18 protein-coding genes and 2 pseudogenes are annotated in these 20474 nt (G+C 52.9%); 3 read left to right on the top strand and 17 right to left on the bottom strand.

Annotated features, from left to right (window positions below; translation table 11 throughout):
• Window positions 1–121: 121 nt before the first annotated feature.
• The 7 genes from RW092_RS17940 to RW092_RS17910 form a co-directional block, all read right to left on the bottom strand.
• Window positions 122–1519, bottom strand: a complete 1398-nt coding sequence (locus RW092_RS17940) for a glycosyltransferase family 2 protein (RefSeq protein WP_036624697.1) — start codon at window positions 1517–1519, stop codon at window positions 122–124.
• Window positions 1520–1562: 43 nt separating this feature from the next.
• Window positions 1563–2318, bottom strand: coding sequence for a hypothetical protein (locus RW092_RS17935; protein WP_016311645.1), 756 nt, complete (start codon window positions 2316–2318; stop codon window positions 1563–1565).
• A 26-nt stretch (window positions 2319–2344) separates the two neighbouring features.
• Window positions 2345–4576, bottom strand: a complete 2232-nt coding sequence (locus RW092_RS17930) for a hypothetical protein (RefSeq protein ID WP_316010862.1) — start codon at window positions 4574–4576, stop codon at window positions 2345–2347.
• A 922-nt stretch (window positions 4577–5498) separates the two neighbouring features.
• Entirely contained in the window at window positions 5499–6296 is a 798-nt protein-coding gene (locus tag RW092_RS17925) for an arsenite methyltransferase (RefSeq protein ID WP_016311643.1), read from the bottom strand.
• A gap of 72 nt (window positions 6297–6368) precedes the next feature.
• Window positions 6369–6815, bottom strand: a complete 447-nt coding sequence (locus RW092_RS17920) for a MarR family winged helix-turn-helix transcriptional regulator (RefSeq protein ID WP_028538299.1) — start codon at window positions 6813–6815, stop codon at window positions 6369–6371.
• 114 nt (window positions 6816–6929) lie between these two features.
• Complete coding sequence (locus RW092_RS17915) at window positions 6930–7082, bottom strand: hypothetical protein (RefSeq protein ID WP_316010861.1); 153 nt, start codon at window positions 7080–7082, stop codon at window positions 6930–6932.
• Entirely contained in the window at window positions 7075–9015 is a 1941-nt protein-coding gene (locus RW092_RS17910; protein WP_316010860.1) for an IS701 family transposase, read from the bottom strand. The genes RW092_RS17915 and RW092_RS17910 overlap by 8 nt, the downstream gene beginning before the upstream one ends.
• Before the next feature lie 179 nt (window positions 9016–9194).
• Between RW092_RS17910 and RW092_RS17905 the strand changes: the two are divergent.
• Window positions 9195–9899: pseudogene (locus RW092_RS17905) on the top strand (APC family permease); the annotation flags it as partial.
• A 16-nt stretch (window positions 9900–9915) separates the two neighbouring features.
• Entirely contained in the window at window positions 9916–10059 is a 144-nt protein-coding gene (locus RW092_RS17900) for a hypothetical protein (protein WP_316010859.1), read from the top strand.
• On the opposite strand, the gene RW092_RS17895 is transcribed toward RW092_RS17900, so the two are convergent.
• From RW092_RS17895 to RW092_RS17865, 7 genes are all read right to left on the bottom strand, one after another.
• The gene (locus RW092_RS17895; RefSeq protein ID WP_316010858.1) at window positions 10056–10631 is read right to left on the bottom strand and encodes a YdhK family protein; all 576 of its coding nucleotides are present in this window, start codon (window positions 10629–10631) and stop codon (window positions 10056–10058) included. The two genes, RW092_RS17900 and RW092_RS17895, sit on opposite strands and share 4 nt — an antisense overlap.
• A 173-nt stretch (window positions 10632–10804) precedes the next feature.
• Complete coding sequence (locus tag RW092_RS17890) at window positions 10805–11662, bottom strand: NmrA family NAD(P)-binding protein (RefSeq protein WP_316010857.1); 858 nt, start codon at window positions 11660–11662, stop codon at window positions 10805–10807.
• A gap of 220 nt (window positions 11663–11882) precedes the next feature.
• Complete coding sequence (locus RW092_RS17885; protein WP_212950736.1) at window positions 11883–12380, bottom strand: DUF4358 domain-containing protein; 498 nt, start codon at window positions 12378–12380, stop codon at window positions 11883–11885.
• A 4-nt stretch (window positions 12381–12384) separates the two neighbouring features.
• Entirely contained in the window at window positions 12385–13524 is a 1140-nt protein-coding gene (locus RW092_RS17880) for a DHHW family protein (protein ID WP_316010856.1), read from the bottom strand.
• A 12-nt stretch (window positions 13525–13536) separates the two neighbouring features.
• Complete coding sequence (locus RW092_RS17875; RefSeq protein WP_316010855.1) at window positions 13537–14943, bottom strand: MBOAT family O-acyltransferase; 1407 nt, start codon at window positions 14941–14943, stop codon at window positions 13537–13539.
• Between the two features lie 38 nt (window positions 14944–14981).
• The gene (locus RW092_RS17870; RefSeq protein ID WP_306433241.1) at window positions 14982–15659 is read right to left on the bottom strand and encodes an SGNH/GDSL hydrolase family protein; all 678 of its coding nucleotides are present in this window, start codon (window positions 15657–15659) and stop codon (window positions 14982–14984) included.
• A 39-nt stretch (window positions 15660–15698) separates the two neighbouring features.
• Window positions 15699–16292, bottom strand: coding sequence for an N-acetylmuramoyl-L-alanine amidase family protein (locus RW092_RS17865; RefSeq protein ID WP_316010854.1), 594 nt, complete (start codon window positions 16290–16292; stop codon window positions 15699–15701).
• A gap of 208 nt (window positions 16293–16500) precedes the next feature.
• Here RW092_RS17865 and RW092_RS17860 point away from each other — a divergent pair, with 208 nt between their 5' ends.
• Window positions 16501–16677 (top strand): hypothetical protein, encoded by a 177-nt coding sequence (locus RW092_RS17860; protein ID WP_156124688.1) that lies wholly within the window; start codon window positions 16501–16503, stop codon window positions 16675–16677.
• A 159-nt stretch (window positions 16678–16836) separates the two neighbouring features.
• On the opposite strand, the gene RW092_RS17855 is transcribed toward RW092_RS17860, so the two are convergent.
• The 3 genes and pseudogenes from RW092_RS17855 to RW092_RS17845 form a co-directional block, all read right to left on the bottom strand.
• Window positions 16837–18663 carry a HAMP domain-containing sensor histidine kinase gene (locus RW092_RS17855; protein WP_036713773.1) on the bottom strand — a complete coding sequence of 609 codons (1827 nt, stop codon included), beginning with the start codon at window positions 18661–18663 and terminating at the stop codon, window positions 16837–16839.
• The gene (locus RW092_RS17850; protein WP_036713770.1) at window positions 18660–19337 is read right to left on the bottom strand and encodes a response regulator transcription factor; all 678 of its coding nucleotides are present in this window, start codon (window positions 19335–19337) and stop codon (window positions 18660–18662) included. The genes RW092_RS17855 and RW092_RS17850 overlap by 4 nt, the downstream gene beginning before the upstream one ends.
• Before the next feature lie 218 nt (window positions 19338–19555).
• Window positions 19556–20395, bottom strand: a pseudogene (locus RW092_RS17845) (DAK2 domain-containing protein); the annotation flags it as partial.
• Between the last annotated feature and the right edge of the window lie 79 nt (window positions 20396–20474).

The raw sequence follows: 20474 nt of genomic DNA, 5'->3' as shown, positions 1-20474 counted from the left end.
GCCTTTCTTCTTCCGTAAGTTTATCCTTAAGTTTGGTTACTTCTTGGATCCAAGCCTTCCTTTGCCCTATCATCTCCTTTCCGGCAACCGCCGCAAAGCGGGGGAGGGAGCTCTCCGTTCCCTAGGCTGACTTGGCCGGCTTGGCTGTTTTGGCAGCCGAATCTCCTTTGTCCTGCCAGCTTTGACGGGTCATCGTCCCCCAGGAGTTGTTATTGCGCATAAACTGGATATGTCCCTGGATGCGCCACAATCCCCCGAGCTGCGCGTAACCGAAAAACTTTAGCGCCGAGAACAACAACAGCTTGCACAAATCCGACAGCTTGTCGAATCGTTTGAACGCCAGTTCCTCCAGTAAGAGCGCCCCGATACTGAGCACGTAACCGCTGAGGAAGTTGATCAGCCAGAAGATCGCAAGAATCCGCCAGTGCGTCATGTCCATCAGCGTGTACCCAATCAGGGCGAGCAGCCCCGTGATTTTAAAATAAGGGTTCAGCGCTTCAAAAATAATGTTGTACGGCATCGTCAGAAGCCCCATCACCTTGTATCTCGGATTAAAGGCCATGTCGTAGTTCTCGATCATGTTCTTCAGGTTCCCGCGGCCCCAACGCTTGCGCTGGTTCGACAGAATCCGGTACGTGTCCGGCGCTTGTGTCCAGCACACCGCTTCCGGACAGAAGGCGATACGGTACTTCAGCTTGTTCTCCAGCATGTACCGATGAAGTTTAATGATGATGTTCATATCCTCGCCGGGATACCCGCCGCGATAACCGCCGACGGCGATAACGTAATCCTTGCGGAACAGGCCAAACGCTCCAGAGACGATGATCAGCCCATTGATGGAGCTCCAGCCGATCCGGCCGCCGAGGAACGCCTTCAAGTATTCCGTGGCCTGGAACATCGGCCAGATTTTGCGAGGCAGCGAAACCTCTTTCACTGCCCCGTTCTCAATCACGCAGCCGTTGGCAATCCGCACGTCGCCGCCGATGGCCACCGTTTCCTCCGGATTTTCCATATACATCCGAGCCATCCGGATCAACGCGTCCTTCTCCAGCAACGAGTCGGCATCAATCGAAGAAATGAGCGGATAATGCGCCAGGTTGATGCCGGCATTCAACGAATCGGCTTTACCGCCGTTCGGTTTGTCGATGACGTACAGATGCGGGTACTTCGGATTGTGGTACACCGCCGTAATCGGCTGACAGTCGATCGTGTGACGAACGTCTGGATTCTCTAGCGGCATCAGCTCAAATTCTTCCCGCAGCACGCCCAGCGTGTTATCCTTCGATCCGTCGTTAATAACGATAACTTCATAGGTCGGATAGTTCAGGGTCATCAAGCATTTCACGTTCTCAATAACCGTGAGTTCCTCATTAAAGGCAGGCACCAGCAGCGAGACCGGCGGTACCAGTTCAGAACCGGACAGCGTGTTGTATTTCGAATAGGCCGCCCGGCGGAAGATCGTCAGAATTTGGCGGAACGAGAACGTCATAATCGAAAAATAAATCAAGTTAACCGACATGACGTAATACGTCGCAAACAGACCATAAATCAGCAAAATATCTCTAAGCAGTGGTCTCCCTCCTCTCAAGCGCAAACGCATAACGCCCCAGCGCCGGGACTTGCCCCGGCATTTCTTGGCCGCGCATCGCAGCCATCGCCACCTTCACCAGATCCGGGTTGTCTTCCTTCATCAACTGAAGGAGAAGCCGGCTGGTGTCCAGCCGCGTCTCCATCAGAATGTCAGCGGCGAGATGGTGAATCGGTTTGCCATGACGCAACAAATAGACCAGCATATCTCTGAGCTGCTGCTCATGCTCCGCGCTCTTGGCAATTGAGCGGGCAATGACGATGCTCAGCGGGCTGTATTTCTGATCCTTCAGCATCGTGAGCAGCCGCGGCACCGCCTCCGCCGCCCGCATCCCGCCAAGCCGGTAGGCGGCGGCGATCCGCCGGCCGTAGAACAAGCTGTCGAGCAGCTTCAGGTCCTGCTGGACAAAGCCAGCGTTGTAACATAATGCGATCAGCTTCTGCTGCAGATCGCCCTTAAATTGTTCGATCCATTCGGTTACCCGCTGTTGGATCACCCGCCGTTCCAGCTCAGTCAGCTTGCCCGGCGGCAGCGGAAGCTCCTCAGCATCGCCCAAATGAGCCTGAAGGAACATGAAATAGTCTTGGTGCTTCTGCAAGTATTCCTTCGTTTTACGCTGAATGCGCAAATGCCGGATCTTTAAGTAAAACAAGAGCAGTATGCCTATGCCGATCAGCCCCAGGCATACATAAATAAAGGCAATTGCCAGGCCAAGATGCTGACCCGCCATCTTCATTTCCTCCTCTCGGCGCCTGGTTATTCTCCCGTGGTCCTGCGATCTGGCAAGGTGCGGTAGAACGCCTGCAAGGCGTAATAACCGGACTTAAGCCGTTCGGTGTACTGCACGGTTTCCCAAGGCTGCCATACGTATTTGGGGAACGTGTCCAAAGCAACGTTCTCCCCGCTGTCACCGTGATCTGTCCCTGATTCACTTCGCTCCTCAATCCAAGGCACGAAGGTGATGCCGTCGGTCTCGGTCGTCGAGAAGGCGAGGTCCTCCTTCAAAGGCCGGTAGTCGATGACCTGGCGCGAGCTGGGATCAGCGAAGCCCAGCAACATCCAAGGAATGCGCAGTTCTACCTCATTGCCGCTGTACTGCCACGAAGCGAGAGAGTTGAAATCATCGCTTCCCGTGTCGGTTGTGCCGCGAATCAGCTGCCCAACGGTCATGTCCTGAAACGGATGGGCCGATCGGGTATCCGGAGGTTTCATGGTCAAGCTGACCGCCAGCTTCCAAGGTTGAAACTGCACGGTTTGCTCCTCGGTAGGATCGTCCAGCATCCAATAACCGTACCGCCCGTAGAGACGGCGGTGGAAATCGTAGCTTGGCGCCACCCGCACCTCAGTCTCCTCATCGCTTCCGATATTCACGATCGCTTCCAGGCCGTCGTCTAACCGCAGCCCTGGCATCTCCGTCACCGGTTGGTTGCCGCCAGGCTGTGTGTTTGCACCGAGGCGGATGAGCCGCTTCGCAGGGTCGAACGGCTCGCTGAGCCGCAGCCCGACATACACATAAGCTTCGTCATGGGTCACCTGCAGCCGGTCGATGCCAGATGCTGGTTGATCCCAGACTTGGACCTCTCCATCCGGCAGGTTGTCCCAATCGTCCAGCTTGCCGTCGATGATGAGATCGTCTTCTTTTCCGGGACCCATGGACAACAGGCCAAATTGTTTTTCGTTCGTAAGCACATTCAGCCAAAAGGCGCGTCGATCCTCCGGGATCTCAAAGCGCATCGTATTCCACGTCTTCTTAAACCATTCATCCTGCCACATGAACAAGATCGCGCCGGCATATCCGGTATCGTAAATATCCTTCGTCAAAGAGACGTTGATTTCACCTTGCTCTTGTTCGTTGTGCCCCCCTTGGTTCCGTCCCCCTCGGCCGAGGTGGGAGACGCCCAGCGAAGACGGGACGCCATATTCGGTAATCATAACCGGAATGTCCTTATAGTAAGGTTTGAGCTCCTGTAAGTAAGCTTTATAGGTGTTGTAATCCCCATTTCCATCCGGAATCGTCTCGAGCGTCTTATCCAGATGGAAAAAGTCGGGATAGTACGGATACGCGTGATAAGCAGCGAAGTATCCTGCTTCCCATTTCACCGGCCGAATATGGGTGGCATCCACACTGGCCAGATCCTCCTCGAACAACGGTTCACCAGGATGCTCCAGCACATCCGTGGTCACCCAATTCGTAAACGTGATCGGATGCTCCCAACCGTAAGCCCGCTCCTTCTGAGCCGTGTCGTCCACCAGCTCCGCGAGCCAGCTCTCAAACGGGGTTGCTTCCTCGGTCGCCGCAAAATACTGTCCTTGATACGGCGTAACATCCGCGTGCTTGCGGTTCGTATTATCCACCATTTCCGGGTCCCATTCGGTGCCGATATGCCAAGCCATGAGATAAGGACCGGCGTTGGCGGTATATTTGCCGCCCGATGTTCCCGGCTGCTTGGGCACCTTCAAATCGCCGTATACAGCTTTGACCGCTTTTTCAATTTCCTTGTGAAAGGCTTCCTTGATCCCCGGAATATAAGCGTCCTGCTGCTCAATGAGTTGCTCTTCCGGCGACCAGATCCCTTGAATGAAATAGAGGGGATCCTTCCCTTTGTCCCGGTTGTATTTGACGAGCGCCTTGTAGAACACCGGGTTGTGCACCGTATAAATACGAATGACGTTTGCGCCCATATCGTCAATTTGTTGGAACCAGCGTAAGTAGTCGTCTTCCGTGATCGGAAATTCCCCAGGAAAATGTCCCGGCACCGTCGCCCCCAGGTTGACGCCTTTGACGAACAGCTCCTCCCAGCGGCTCTCGCCGTCATAGGCGAGAAATTTGTCCCCTTCGGTGCGGAACTTCAGCTCGGTTCCGTCCTCTGCCGCATAGCTGTAATGGGGCGGCGGCCAGTTTAATACGACCAGCACCACGCAGCCTGCGATCAAGAGGCCTGCCAGAACGAGCCCGATCGCTAATCGTTTCTTCGCTAATGTCGTCATCGGATTTACCTCTTAGTTCACCTCGCTGTTCTTCTTCTCGTGCACGTTCCGTTTAAGATCGATGCCCCTGCTGTGTCTGGCCTCCGATGAGCAATAAGGGCAGCAACCTTACGTACGGCCGCTTTTCTATGCAGCTATGCAGGTGATGATGCAGTATGGCCGATTCGCACCTCCGCTTCTCAAAATCACTTTTAATCATGAACCAACCGGACCTGTCGTGTAACTAGGCTGTTGGGAGTGTTTTACAGTTGGGCCTGTTTTCCGGGGGGATACGGATTTTCGGCACCCTTGTCCGGTTGGTTCATTTCGTGATAATAGACGTGCGAAATTCATCTAGGTTTCGCTCAATTTTTACACCCTTTTCCATAATGGTTACAAAATTGATACCAAAGTCTTGTCCGAAAATCGCATCATTCTGCGGTTTTTCGCGATTTGCTTCCGTTACAGCCCCTCACAAAAAAAGCTTCCCAGGTCCCAGCTTGGGACTATCGTTTTTTCAGCATCTTGGAATACGTTTTTGCGTCATGCCATCCTGCCTTGATCGGCGACTTCCTTCCTAAAAAATGACGTTTTCCCGCCCACTCCCTCCAGATCCCAGCTCATTCATTTTTCACCTTCTGTTAACAAAAAAAGCTCCCGATCCGCCAGCGGCAGATCAGCAGCTTCATTGGTTTTACTTTAGCTTTGCACAAATTTACTCGTCGTTAATCCGGCGAATCGATGTCGGCTCCAATAATGTCCGCAAACGCAATCCCTTCTGGTCCAGACTCGGTCTGAAGGCACGCCCGTCGTGCCCCGGGATCGACTCTCGGCACAGTTCCTAGGACCTCTCGTCCTTGCCATCCCCCTTAGAGACGTTAGGGGAACCGACCTTCCGGTTCACAGCGAGTGCCCGAGAATGCGCGGTCGGAATCGATGAACCTTAGGGTCTGACCGCTTTGATGACGGCAGAAACAATGTAGTCTTCTACCTTCGAACCAGGGACCCAATCTTTAATAAACGCTCTGGATTCCTCTTTCGGCTCGACTACGATATCCTTAAATCCGCTTTGCTTAAGCATCGCTTTGAGTTCCTCAACCGATGAAGCCCCAGATACGCACCCCGAATACAAAACATCCAAGTCGTTTTTGATTTCCGCCGGAAGCTCTGCCGTCGTAACGACATCGGAAATGGCTAGACGCCCGCCGGAGCGTAAAACACGGAATGCCTCATCAAAGACTTGTTGTTTATCCGGCGAGAGATTGATGACGCAGTTAGATATGATCACATCCACCGTTTGATCCGCAACCGGTAAATGCTCAATCTCCCCCAGCCGAAAATCCGTATTCGTGAACCCGCCTTTGACAGCGTTGCCCCGAGCGCGGCTCACCATTTCAGGCGTCATATCGACCCCTATCACATAACCGGTATCCCCAACCTGCCTTGATGCCAGAAAACAATCGAAACCGCCGCCGCTTCCGAGATCCAATACGACTTCCCCCGGTTTCAGCTCTGCTATTGCCTGCGGATTCCCGCATCCTAGGCCTAGATTCGCGCCAGTTGGAACAGCCGCTAGTTCTTCAGTAGAATAACCCAACTGCGAAGAGACCTCATTGGCCGTACCGCAGCAGCTTGATTCTGACGAGCAGCACGAGCTGGACTCCTCCGCCCCTTGCAAAGCAATTTCTTTGTACCGGCTGCGTACATTTTGGCGAATTTGATCGTTCTTGACTTGATTCATGAATCCTCTCTCCTTTACTTTTTTATATTTATAATTATTTGCATTTTGCAAATATTATTGAAAAGATCGCCCTTAATAAGGGGCTGAACAACATTGGCTGGATTTCGCCATCGCTTCGTTTAATAGTTTGATCGAGCGGATGACGGTCTCTTTTTCAAAATCGTTCATGTGCGAGAAGATTTCGTTGAAATAATCTTTCATTTGCTGGTCAATCGCCCCCGCAACATACTTGCCTTCCGTCGTTAAGGAAAGAAGATGCACCCTGCGGTCTTTTGGATCGGGCGTTTTCTTGACTAAATTCATCTTAATTAACGATTGAACCTGTCTGCTAAATGTCGTGATATCGGTCCCTAATGTCTCTGCTACTTGCTGAATAGAAGGCTTGTGCTGACGATCAATTTCATAAAGGATATGGCTTTGAATGACGGAGATGTCACAGCCACCCGCAGAACAGCAGTTTTTATTCAGAAAGCCAAAGCGACGAGTCATGATCTGAAATAATTCACGTACATTTTCCATGGTGCCTCACCTCTTATGAATCCATTATACTCATTTATTTGCAATTTGCAAGTAATTTTGCCCCTCGTAGTAAATCTATTAATTCAATTAGTACTACAGCGAAAGTTCTAGAATTCACGTTTTTGAACCGATCATCTTCATTACTTTCTTTCGGTGAGACAAGTAAGCGATTTGATTGCGTTTCAGTCGATACCGGATTTCATTCAGAACCCGGTGATAGATCGAACGATCCTGAGAAAGAGAAGCGGCGATCAGTTGCTTAGCCATCGGCATGGTCAATACGATCGTTTTTTTTAAAGTGAATGCGCAGCATTTGCGTAAATAAATGTGCCATCATGACAAACAGCATATGCCGATGCCACGCCTTGTAAGAACGAGCTTCCACATGTCCCATACCCAAGTGACTCTTGCATTCCTCAAAGCATTGTTCAATCGGCCAACGCATGGTCGCTACCCGATTCAGGACTTCCATCGGCGTATCTTCCGGCGCGTTGCAAAGGGAGTATTTAATTCGGCCATTGGCATAACGACGGATATACAGCCACACGGCCTCTTTGGGCACCAGATAGTTTCCATAGGGCGTGGAACTGGTGCACACCACTACTCGTACACACTTGACATCAGCCACAATGGGTCCCTTGGCCCCTTCAGCCAAAACGATGCGTTGCCACGGCAAATGTTCATCGTTCGCGTAATCGGCCACTTTGACCGGCGGAAACGAGGGTCGCGGATACTTGTATTTCCGTCCTTTGGTCTTTGAAGGAGGAATGATCATCTCGGGCATACCGGGAAACACCAATTCATTGGCACGTACATCGGCGAAGTAGTAACAACCCTCCGGTAAGGATTCGAGAAAAGCCCGATCACAGCCGAAGGCCGAGTCGCAACCGACCCACCGGAATGGAAATGTACCGGAAGCGGCTGCAGCTTGCAGCATCTCCGAAGCCAACTGGTTTTTCGTCCGGAACGTCAGGTTATCGGGAACGGCACACTGCTTTCGCAATCTAGCATAGGATTCAGAGAACCAGGACTCCGGCATGTAGAGCCGCCGATCAACCAGCCCATACCCTTTGGTGCTGGAGTAACCTACAAATACGCCAGCCTGGCAGTTCTCCGTTTTGCCCAAGATGCCGCAATGCTGACGAGCGACCCCCACGGAATGGGAGCCCTTCTTCGGAAAGTCGGAGCCGTCCACATTGAGCATCCCGTCTTCCTCGCCGATCAGCGCGGCCAATTGCTGCTGATAGATCTTCAGCATCTTTTCATCGTCAAAAGTTGAATTTTTGAAATACATTTGCAGTGGACGCACGCCTTCAGCTCCCGTATAACGAAGCGCTACCGGCTCAATGGATTTCCGGTCCAGATCGCTGAGCAGCCCTTTGATAAAGGTATCCGCGAGCTGTTTTTGTTCGGAACGTTTATAGCAGGGGCGATAGTGTTCCAAATATTGCTCCAGCATGTCGGAAACGATCGAGCTCTCATTCTCATCAATCCCGCATTGTTCCAAGATGTGCGGATCATAGTCCGGTATGGATAGCAGCATCCGGGTCCCCTCCCTGTTTTCCGCTTTGCGGATGAATAGGGGACGGGGGTCGGGCATTACGCCCAACTCTTTTCGGAAACGCGGGTCCAGTACTTTAACGAAAACCGTTTTTCGGTGTCCGTGATACTTGTATGCATGTCCAACCTTGGAAAACCCTTGGGTTTGGCCCAATGGTTGCCATCCCGCGGCTTTGTAACACGTTCCCTCGTAACGGGATCGATCGACAAAGGTTTCGACCAGGAACAGACGGGCACCGTACAAACGGAACCAATCTTCCCGGAGACGCCGCAAAGTCCGGGACAACACATACGAAGCAAGGTTCGGTACATGAACCCACGGCAAGATGAGAAAACGATTATTGCACACCAACCGATCCAAATGCTGTTGTTTCAAGGCCTCATCCCATCCGATGAAGCGATCCCGCACGCCCACTTTCAGTGCGGCCCGGTTGTAACTGATGGCTGCCAACGGCTGATCATGATGCATGGCCAAGTACTTAATACGGGGACCATACATTTTGGTGTATCCAAGATAATGATGTTGGCGGACCAACTGATCCCAGGTTCGCTCGAATGTTGTGCCATTGACCAACATAATGTGAATCGGTTGTAAATCTTGGATGGAGGTTATATTGAGTGATTCCACGCTGTCATCCATTTGCGTTTTCTCGTCCTTTTTTGGGAATTCAAGTGTACGACGGAAACATTCCGTCCCCTTGAATCCATTGTAAAACCTGTTTCACTCCTTGTCCAGTCATATCTTTCGCTGTAGTATTAAATTAACAGATGTCATTTTCTTTGGATGTAATTTGAAAGATGTTGACTTTGAGAAAGCACGCGATGGTCTTTGCCGCCCGCGCCCGCCGGAAGCAGGATATCCGCCGCGCGACCATCGCGGGGCTGCTGATTTCGATCGTGCTGTATGTCGGCATCAGCATGCTGACGATGGGCCTCCTGACGCAGGAGCAGCTGATGGCTTCCCAGAATCCGTTAGTCGACGGCATTTCCGCCGTGACGGGCCCGATCGGGGGCAAGCTATTGGCGGGTCTTGGGCTCATCAGTTTGCTCGGCTCCACGATCGGCTGGGTGCTGCTCAGCGCCGAGGTGCCTTTTCAAGCGGCCAAGCTGGGCGTGTTCCTCCCGTCGTTTTCCAAGGAAAACGGCAAAGGCATGCCTAAGGTTTCCCTCTGGGTCTCCAACGCGCTCGGCCAGATTTTGCTGCTGTCCACGGTTTCCGGCTCCATTTCGGCCGCATTCGATTTTATCATCTATATCGCTACGCTCGCTTATTTGGTGCCTTACCTGATCGCTTCGCTTTATCACCTCAAGCTGATCTGGACCGGCGAAACCTACGCGCTGCGGAAGGAGCGCGTAAGCGAGGGAATCATTGCCGGATTGGCGGCGATCTATTCGCTGTGGGTGATCATCGCGGGAACGGCGGATCTCAAGACGTTCCTGCTCGGAGTTGCGCTGATCGTCAGCGGCATCCTGTTTTACCCGCTGCTGCGGCGGCATCGGAAAACCGGAAACAAAACCGCATAAAGCCATAAAAAGTCGTGTGTCCGAATGCAAATCAGGCGTCCATCTCTCGATGGGCGCCTTGTTTTACGCAAGTGGAAGATGGGGAACGGGCATCGTCATCGGCAGCCGCTCCGGGGAAACAGGACGAAAGAGGCTGAATGGTCCGGGTACGGGAAGTTAACTTTTATATAATCTTTCGGAAAGCTCCCTTTCCACGACCCATTTATGGTTTGTTACCGGGGCTCCCCCGTTTGTCGGGATGTAATCCACCATATATACCGTCGTCCGGTCGGCCGTTTCGATCGTGGCCTGAGCCCCCATCATGCCTTCCATATGATCGGCTTCCAATATCACGTTCTGTCCCGGCTCCAAGGGTTGATTGCCTGCATCCTTGATTTCTTCCTGAATGACCCACTTATGGTTGCGCACCGGTTTGCCTCCGTCCGTCGGGGTGTACGTAACGGAATAGGCTACGGTATCATAAGCTCCGACCACTTTTCCCGTGGCCCCGTCCATGCCAGCCATATGTTTCGCGTGGATGACCACGGTATCTCCCACATGGTATGTCGGATGCTCGGCTTCTCTTAACCCTTTCGGTACTTCTCCCGAATCGGAGTGATGATGCATGCTCATCATGCCCATTTCCGCATTTTCCTTTTCCGCGGCGGTTTCCGCATGGCCGTTGGCACCACGGTCGCAACTGCTTGTCAGGAGCACGGTTGCAAGGCACAGAGAGACGATTCTTTTGTTCATCGATGTCACACACCTTTGCGTTTTTTTGGTCTTGCCCGGGAACCCCCTATGCCTTAACATTTTTACCCAAAATCGCCGAGATATGAGATGCAGATGTTGATATATTATTTTTTTCAGGCTATGCCGTCCGGCCCCAAAAACAAAAAACCGCGGCATCCGCGGTTTTCTGTTTATTACGGTCTCCAAAACGAAGCATGCTCGCGGGCAAACTGTTCCAGCGACTTTGGAGGGCGCCCGGTGATGCGCTCGACCGTATCGGTTACCAAATCCTCCTTGCCATGGAGCATGATGTCTTCATCCATTCCGGCAAGAAACTGGGCATAATCTTCCGCCATGCCAAAAGACGTCAACCGGTTCGCCAGCTCCCCCGTGCTTACATGTATATGATGAATCGCCCGGCCGGCCGCCGCGCCGATGATTTCACCCGCTTCCGCGTAAGTCAGGGAATGCGGACCCGTGATGATATGATCGGTGTTGTGGGGCTGATGATCGATCAGCGCCCTCACCCCCACTTCTGCAATATCGTCGGCGTCCACGAACCCGACCCTGCCTGACCCGGTGGCGGTGATCATGGTCCCTTCACGGATGATTTGGGCTCCATGATGGCCTTCGGTGAAATTTTGCATGAAATAGGACGGCCGCAGTACCGCCCATTCCGGAACGCGCTGGCGTATGGCCTGATGTATCTTGCCAAAAACCGGGCCGCCTTCGGGGATCGAAGCGCTGCCGAGAAAAACGACCCTGCGTACGCCTTCCCTTAAAGCTTTTTCCAGAAAAGGCAGCACGATTGGCGAAGGATCCATCATCCCAACCGGACCGACCAAATACAGCTTATCGACGTTTTTTAAAGCGGGTGCATGCGTTGATTCGTCGAACCAGTCAAATGTCACTTGCTCGCCTGCCCCGAGAGTAGCCGATTGCCCGCGGCTCGCGGTTCGAACGCCGTATCCTAACTCGATAAGCCGTTTCGTAATGCGGCTTCCCGTTTTGCCGCTCGCGCCTGTTATCAAAATTTTGCTGTCGTTGTTCATGTCTGGTTTCCCCTTTTCAGATTGATTGGTCTAAAATATTAATGCGAAGCCATTTCTTTTTTCTCCATCTTGGATGGCTGCTTTTTCCGTTTGAGGGTGATAAAAGTAACGGCTACGCCCAGCAGCGTCATTCCGCCGCGTCGATGCAGCGCCCCGCTTCTTTGGCAGCAAACTATGATCATTTGATATCTATCTGTGCATCTATCCAGTCAAAAAAGCATCAAAACGCATCGTCGAACGCTTTTTCCATTTGCTCCGCTTCCTGAGAGACAGCAAAAAAGACGAACGAACCTTTGGTTTTCAGCACATGGTTTTCCACCAGAAAAAACTCGTTGGGGCGGTAATCCTTGAATTTGATTTTTTGCGCGGCAATCCGCTGCCCGATGCCGGCTTTGACGTTTTCCGCCTGCTGCGGATCCTTCAGTTGGATCACTGCCCATTCATCCGCTCTGACGTTCGAGTTCGACGTATAGAGGATGAAGCCCTCGACGGCGTCCGGATCGATATTGTACAACTTCTGCAGCTTTTTCAGGTCTCCCTTTTTCATTTCTTTCAAATCTGCCGCCTGTCCGATCTTTTCCCCTATTTCATCGAGGGACGTCGCGGCGGTTCCTTTGCCCCTCCCCCCTGCGCACCCGGATAACAGGCCAATGACGACGGCGATTGCGAGGATGGCGGCAAGCCAGCCCCGTGTTTTTCCTTTCCATGGCGTATTCATAAAATCACTCCGATATGTGTTTGATGGATGGGTCTTCGCAAAACGTGATTGCGTTGTATAACAGCAGCATCTCCCGAATGCCGCGTTCCTTCACCAAAGCCGCCAGATCGTCCTCGTAGTAACGAAGATCCACCACGTCAATTTCGCCGAAATGCATGAGCAAAAACGGAACGAAGCTGTTTGCGTACGAATCCTTGACGACCAGCAGCTTTCTCCCGTTCTTCTGACCCGTTTGGATCCGAACCAGCGCGTGGTTGCCGTTCAAAAAGACCGCATATTTATCCTTCTTCCGCAGCTGGTCCATCGCATACAACGAATCGGTGGTCCGCCCTTCGTCGACATACGAGACGGTATAGGCTTCCGGATGCTTTGGCAGATAGAGCTGGATGGAGTCGGGCTGCACATGCCTGTACCCGCTTTTGGAATACAGCGAGCCGAAAAACGTGCCGGTGGCCTGCCGGATGTGAAAATCCTCTTCTTTTTGCGCGTTCAGCCCCATGTGCTTGCACAGCTCCAGATAGGCGGCATAAGCCCCTTTCGTCGTCCAGTGGTGGTCGGTTCGATAAAAAATGGGCTGCTCCCGTACAGCATATAATGCGGGGAACACATCGACAAAACGGATGCCGGGAGGCATCATCTGCCGGACCTTTCCTAAATAAACCTCCTCGGCGCCGGTTTCGGCGTATCTCGGCAGCTTTGCTTGAAGCACGGCCGCTGCCGTCGGCACGATCATCGCATATTTGCGCAAGCCTGGCGTCGCTTGGTCAAACGCATGGATGGCTTGCATTTTGGCTTCCAAATCCCCTTCCGCCGGAGGGACGAACTTCTGGATCAGGTAACCGCCTTTTCCAAGGTAAACGCCGTTGCTTTCTTTTTTTCCCATGGCGCGGTCCGCGTCGGTTTTCGCTCCGATCCATAAGTCGCGCAGGGCAAATTGATCGGACACGTAAGCCTCGAAATCGGAAGTAAAGGCGCCCGAAAGCAGCGATTCGAACGTAAAATGCGGCAGCTGCTTCAGCATGCGGTTCTCCGAGTCCGAAAAGGTCCGGTCCGGCGCGGCCAGATTCAGGGCGAGCATGACGCCGATAAACAGCAGCAGCAATACCGCCGGCGTTTTTTTGTTGAAATTTTCGAACTTGTCCATGGCCGCCCTCCTTTAAAATCGAAAATATAAAAACGGATTGTACGTTTCGTTGACCAGGTAAGCCGTCGACAACGCCATGAACAGGAAATACAGGAGCGGAGCGGCGATAGAGCCGGCCCATTGCCATTTCGTTTTCACGAATGCGAGCATCTTGCCCGGAATCGGGGTCGCGCAAAAGGCTAATACGATAAACAGCGCGGCATTCGCGGACAGCGCGTACAGTGCCTGCCGATCCACAAAGCCATTACCGCCGAAGCCGAACAGCACGCCGATGAATTGCACGGCTTCCGCCAAATGCTCCATTTCGAACCATACCCAGCCGACGATGACGATCAGCAGCGTATAGACATGCCCGAACCATGCGGGACAACGACCTAACCACAGCAGCAGGAACAGCTTTTCGATCATGACGAAAAAACCGAAATACAATCCCCATACGATAAAATTCCAGCTGGCGCCATGCCATAGACCGGTCAAAAACCATACGGCCAGCACGTTCCGAAGCTGCTTCGCCATGCCCTGACGATTGCCGCCAAGCGGAATGTACACATATTCCCGGAACCAGGCGCCAAGCGAAATATGCCATCTGCGCCAAAACTCCGTGACGCTTCTGGATATATAGGGATAGCGGAAGTTTTCCATGAAATCGAAGCCGAACATTTTGCCGAGGCCGCGCGCCATATCGGAATACCCGCTGAAATCGAAATAAATCTGCAGCGTAAACGCGATGATCCCAAGCCAGGCGGACAGGACGGAAAGCTCGGCGAACGGCTCCGCTTTGACGCTTGTCCACAGCAACCCGATGTTGTTGGCCAGCAGCACTTTTTTGGCGAGGCCTTTCATGAACAGCTCCGCCCCCTCGCCGAAGCGGGCCAAGCTGACGCTGCGCGAAGCAAGCTGCCCGGCGATGTCGCCGTATTTGACGATCGGACCCGCGACAAGCTGGGGGAACATCGTCACGTACGTCCCGAAAGCAACGATGTTTTTCTGTGCGGGCGCTTTTCCAAGATATACGTCCACGACATACGACATCGTTTGGAACGTATAAAAGGAGATGCCCACCGGCAGCGGCAGATCGGCCGTTTGCAGATGCAGATGAAACAGCCCGTTGATGTTATCCGCGAGAAATCCGGCATATTTGAAGAACCCGAGAAGGCCTAAGCTTCCCGTCATCGAACCGATGAATACAGCCCTTGCGATCCCCTTTCGGTGCCTGTACTTCTCGATCAAAAGACCGTTCACGTAATCAAACGCCGTCGAGAACACCATGATCAAAATGTATACGGGTTCGCCCCAGGCATAAAAAATCAAGCTTGCGACAAAGAGGACGCCGTTCCGAAGCTTCCTAGGCGACGCATAATAAACCAGCAGGGTGACGGGCAGAAAAAGAAACAAAAAAATCAGACTGCTAAAAACCAACCCGCGTCACCTCCAAAAGGGACTGAACCGCCGCCATGTTATTTCGCTTGCTCCTTTAGCAGCTCCAGCAATTTCGTATAATATTCAGATTTGAAATGAATCCCATCGGCATCGTAAAAATCGGAGCCGCCCGAAAAGATCGGCGACAAATCGACAAAAGAGGCGCCTTCCTTGCCGGCCAATTCTTTGACGGCTTGATTGTAGCGGCCGATATTTTGATAGCGCGGCTCCATCTTGACGGCCTCCTCCGTTACCGGGGTCACCGACAACAGCGTGATCCGGGTTTGCGGAAGCTTTTCTTTGATCTTGCCGATCAGCTTCGCGTAGTTTTTCATGGAGTAAGCTATGGGGTCGTCCGTCGGCCACAAAATGTCATCCGAACCCAATTGAATAAACACCTGCTTTGGATTGCGCTTCGTGAGCTCGCCGATGTCCTCCAGCGAAAATTCCGCCGTTTTCCCCGCGCCGGCCAGCACGTTTTTCTCGTCGAGCAACTCGTGGAAGGACAACCCCTCCGTAATGGAATCCCCCAGAAACACGCAATCTTCAAATGTCCGTTGATACGAATCCTCCGGCGCGGATGCAGCAGCATTCCCCCGTTCCTGCGTTTGGGAAGCAGTCTCTTGCGCCTGCTTTTCCGGCGCATCGTTTCCGCATGCCGCCAGGGCTACCGCGATGCTCCCGATGAGCAATGACGTTACGATTTTTTTGTTCATGTCCATCTACCTTCCTTGAATCGAATTTCCATCTATGGTTTAATCCAGCTTCAGATAATCCTTGATACCGTCCAGGATGGACCCGGCTATCCGGTACTGCGCCTCGTCGTCCAGCATTTGCGCTTCTTCCTGCGGGTTCGTTAGATACCCCGTCTCAATCAAAACGGCCGGCATCTCCGTATCCTTCACGACGAAGTAATTCTCTTTCTTGACGCCCCGGTCCCGAAACCCGCTCCCTTGAACGACATGCTTTTGCATGATTTCGGCCAAAGGGAGGGGATCGTCGTGATAATAGTAAGTTTCCGTCCCCGAAACGCTTGCGTCCTCGTACGTATTGCCGTGAATGGATATAAACAAATCGGCCCCCAGATCGTTGGCGAGTTTCGGCCTTTCGCGGTCCGCCGAAGATATGAACCGGTCATCCGTCCGGGTCAGATGAACTTCGATTTCCGCCTCCTTCTTCGCTAATTCCTCCACTTTAAGCGCCAGCCGCAGCGTAAAATCCTTCTCGAAATTTCCGCTCGCCCCGGTCGTGCCGCGGTCTTTGCCCCCGTGTCCGGGATCGATGACGACTTTATAAGGCGTCCCCGGCGGATGGGAGGCGGCGCCGTTTTGGCCCAAAAAGCTTATCATTCGATGGTTTAGATCGATGCTGCCGCGGCTTGACCTGCCGAACGGATGCCATAAAGCAGGACGATCAGCGCGCCGGACAGCAGCAAGTCACGATCAGCACGGATTTTCTCATTCTCTCTCTCCTCCTTCCGAAAAATAGTTTAATCGCGCGAAATAAAGATCAAGTGCAGATGGCATCAAAACGATGTAGAGATTCCGGAGGGCTGCGATGCGAAACGAGAAAAAGGAGCTGTCTCCAAGAACCGATCGGCCCGTAGAGATAGCTCCTTCCGTCAAATCTTCCTTTTTAACGCCGCCCTGCGGCTATAAATTGCGATCCTTCAGCTTCCAATCGTTCGAATCGATCGTCCAATCCCGGATTTTGATGCCTTCCTCGGCGATTTGATCGCGGAGCTTACGGTCTACAAATTGCTGTTGATCGTAAAACTTTTTATATTGATGGGTATCTGCAATAAAGATTTAGTAGAAAGAGATGCAGAGATGCGGACGTCATCATCATCAAATAAAAATAAAAAAGCGCAGAACCGAAGTTCGCGCCTTCATCTTACGTTTTTTTATTCAAATAAAAATAGAACAGAACCCCGTCCTCCGTGTTGGTTACGCCGTAAGGGGCGCCGTGCATTTCCAGGATTTTTTTGGAGATGGCCAGGCCGAGTCCCGTACCTCCGGTCGACCGCTGGCGGGAGGGTTCCCCGCGGTAGAAACGGTCCCATATTTTTCCCAGCTGCTCCTCCGGGATATGGGTGCCTTTGTTCTCGATGCCTATTTTTACCCGTTCCCTTTCTTCCGTGACGGCGACGAAAACGGCCCCTTCCCCGGGCGTATAACGGATCGCGTTCGTCAAAAAATTGACCAGGACCTGACCGATCCGGAGCTCATTGCCGACGACTTCGGCCGGTTGAAGCGACACGTGCAGGCGAAGTCCTTTTTGCTCCATGTCCGGCGCCAATTTGGCGCATATCCGCCCGACGGCAGCGCCGATGTCAAACGGTCCCATCTCCATTTTGTACGTGCCGGACTCGTATTTGGCCAATTCCAGCATGTCCCCGATCAGCAGGTTCATCCGGTTCACTTCGTCTTCCATCGCCGCAAAATAATGATCCCGCTTATGGCTGGCAATCCCGTCCTTGAGCACGGACAAGCAGCTTTGGATGACGCTTAGCGGAGTCTTCAGTTCATGCGACACCCCGGAGATAAATTCCTTCCGCGTATGCTCGAGCTGCTTTTCCTTTTCGATGTCCTGCTCCAGCCTGACGATATGGCTGTGCAGCTTCTCGGAAAGCTCGTTGATGCTGCGCGACAAATCGCCGATTTCGTCTTTGGTCGCAACCGGTATTTTTTCGGAGAAATCGAGCGCCGCCATTTGCTGCGCGGTTCGGTTGATGCGGAGCAGCGGCCGGGCGATCCGGCGCGAATAATAGAACGACGCAAGCAGCACGAGCAGCAGCGCGCCGGCCGCAATGTAGGCGTAATAATGCCGGATCATCCCCGCAGCTTCGTTCACCGGCTGCAGCGACGTGACCGCAAACAGGTATCCGGTTTTCCCTTTCTCGTCTTGGAGCGGATCGATGAATATTTTGTAACTCACGCCGTTTTCTTCGTAATTCAGCAATGGTTTCGCATCTGCCGTTTGATCATAATCCCCGTAAAGCAAATCGGCCTGGAAAGCTTTGATGCGCTCCAGAAACAAGTGGTTCGTGTAGCGCGAGCCTCCTGCGCCTTCCGGTATTTCGACTTTCGTAATCATCCCGGTGAACAAAACGCTGGGATAAGTTTCATGATACTGGGTCGGGGGGCTCGGGTACCGATTGACGACTTCGTACTCTTTGTTGACCATCTGCCGATTTTCCAACTGGCCTTCCTCCCGCAGATTGTATGGGTATTTCGCCATCCGCTGGATAACCAGCTGCTCTTTTATGATCAATCCTTCAAAGGCGATGGGTTCGCCCTCCTTGATCCAAGGCGTGATAAATTGGTTATCGCTATAAAAATCTTCCACGTTAATAAAGCTGTAGAGCGGGACTTTGATCGTGCGACCGGAGAACTCAGGGTAATCGTCCATACGGTCCAGCTTGATCTCCATAAAGTAATCGTCGGTATGTTGCAAATTTCCAAAGGAGTCCAATTCCGTGATCCATGTATTATACTTTTGGTAAAAATCTTGCTCCAGCTTCGCCGTCTGCCGCGCGTTCGCGGCATGTTTCGCGTAGTCCTGTCCGTAAGCTTGCAGCGCCGACTGCACATCCTTTACCTTTTGATGGGCATAAAATTGTTTGAAAAACACGGTTTGCAAGGCGAAAATCACGGCGATCAGGAACAGGCACAACCCCGCGGTCAATAAGAACAGCTTAAGCACGATGCTCCTTTTCATGGCTGCTCCTCGAATTTATACCCCGAACGTACGACCGTGACGATATGTTTGGCATGCTCCCCCAGCTTGGAACGGAGATTGCGGATATGGCTGTTTACCGTGCGGTCGTCTCCTGCGAAATCATATCCCCAAATTTTCGTGATCAGCTGCTCCCGGGTGATGATTATTCCTTTGTTTTTCATGAGATGGGCCAAAATCTCGAATTCGGTATGCGTTAAGCTGCAGTTTTCCCCCACGACCGATACGGTGCGGGACGGAAAATGAATCGTAATGCCGCTGCTAGTCAGCGTATCGCTATCCTGTTCGCGAACCTGCCGGCGGTCCAAAAGCCGCTTCGCCCGTGCAAGCAGGATCGGCGGGCTGTACGGCTTGGTGACGTAATCGTCGGCGCCGAGCTCGAATCCGAGGAGCGTATCGTCTTCGTCCGAGCGGGCGGTGAGCATGATGATCGGGACGTTTGACGCCTTGCGGATCCTCTTGCACACGGACCAGCCGTCCAATTCCGGCAGCATGATGTCCAAAATGATCAAATCGACCTCATGTTCCTGGAATAACGCAAGCGCTTGTTTGCCGTCGGCGGCTTCGAGCACCCCGTATCCTTCCTCAAGAAGATAATCCTTCATGATTTCCCGTAAAATAGGTTCGTCTTCCACAATCAAAATCGTATTCGGCATGTGACAACCTCTTTTGCATTATTCTTTCCAAATGGCTGCTGCGCGGGTCTCCCGTTTCAGGAGAAGCCCGGCAACGTATGTATTCGTTATCCTAGCATGTTTGCATCTTGCAGACAAACCCCTTGCAACATTGAATCCATGAAGAATCCATGAAAAAAAAGATGCCGCATGTTCGCGTTGAACATGCGGCATCCGGCATCTTATGCAATCATCCTCCGTTACGATCTAAGCGACCGGGCAATTCCGGTAAAAATGACGCCCAGCGCATACGCTCCGGCATCGGGGTACCCGATGCTCCGGTCGCCGACCGTTCCCGCGCGTCCCATCCGGGCGGAAATTGCTTCGGTCTTTTTGGCGCCTTCGACCGCCGCCTCCGCTGCCTGGATGCCGGCGGCAATCAGGTCAGCGCCGTCTTCAGCCGCCGCTGCCCACGCATCCGCGTAAGGCGCCAGCGCGTCGACCAGCGTTTTGTCGCCGACGACGGCTCCCCTGCCGAAAGATCGTTCGCCGGTATCCTGAACGCCTTTGACCACGGCGGCCATCATTTCGGCGATTTCCGGCACGGACAGCTCTTTCCGCTCGCCCGCATATTTGCCCGCCGCCCGGAACGCCGAACCCCAGATCGGTCCGGAGGCTCCGCCGCAGTGCTCCATGATCACCAGCGAGCACGCGTCCAGGAACGAGCCGATGTCTTTTGCTTGGGCGGTCACTTCGTCCCATTCCGCTTTGAGCTGCCTGAATCCTTTCGCCACGCTCATGCCGAAGTCCCCGTCCCCCGCATGGGAGTCCAGTTCGCAGAAGGGCACTTCGTTTTCGATGATGATGGCGCTCATTTTATCGACCACATAAATCAGGTTATCAAGCGAAAGCTTCCCGTCGCGAATGACCGCATGCTCTTCGCCGGTCGTCATGCCGAAGGAAGGCGGCTTTTTGCCGCTCTCTTCAACGGCGCCGTTGCGATAGCGCACCGGTTCGAACGGGCCCCGCACGGCCAGCGCCGGCGTCTCGCATTCGGCGGCAAGCAGCCGCTTCAGCCGGTCGTCCAGCTTCATGATCGAGAACTATCATGGGTTTTGTGGTATTAAGAAAAACGCCTGGCGGCGTCCTTTTAAGTTCGTTCAACTGAGTTCATACGTG

The organism is Paenibacillus sp. 3LSP (assembly GCF_032465655.1).
Taxonomy (GTDB): domain Bacteria; phylum Bacillota; class Bacilli; order Paenibacillales; family Paenibacillaceae; genus Fontibacillus; species Fontibacillus barengoltzii.
The sequence above is the reverse complement of the archived record's forward strand: the minus strand, read 5'-3'. Positions and strand labels throughout refer to the sequence as shown.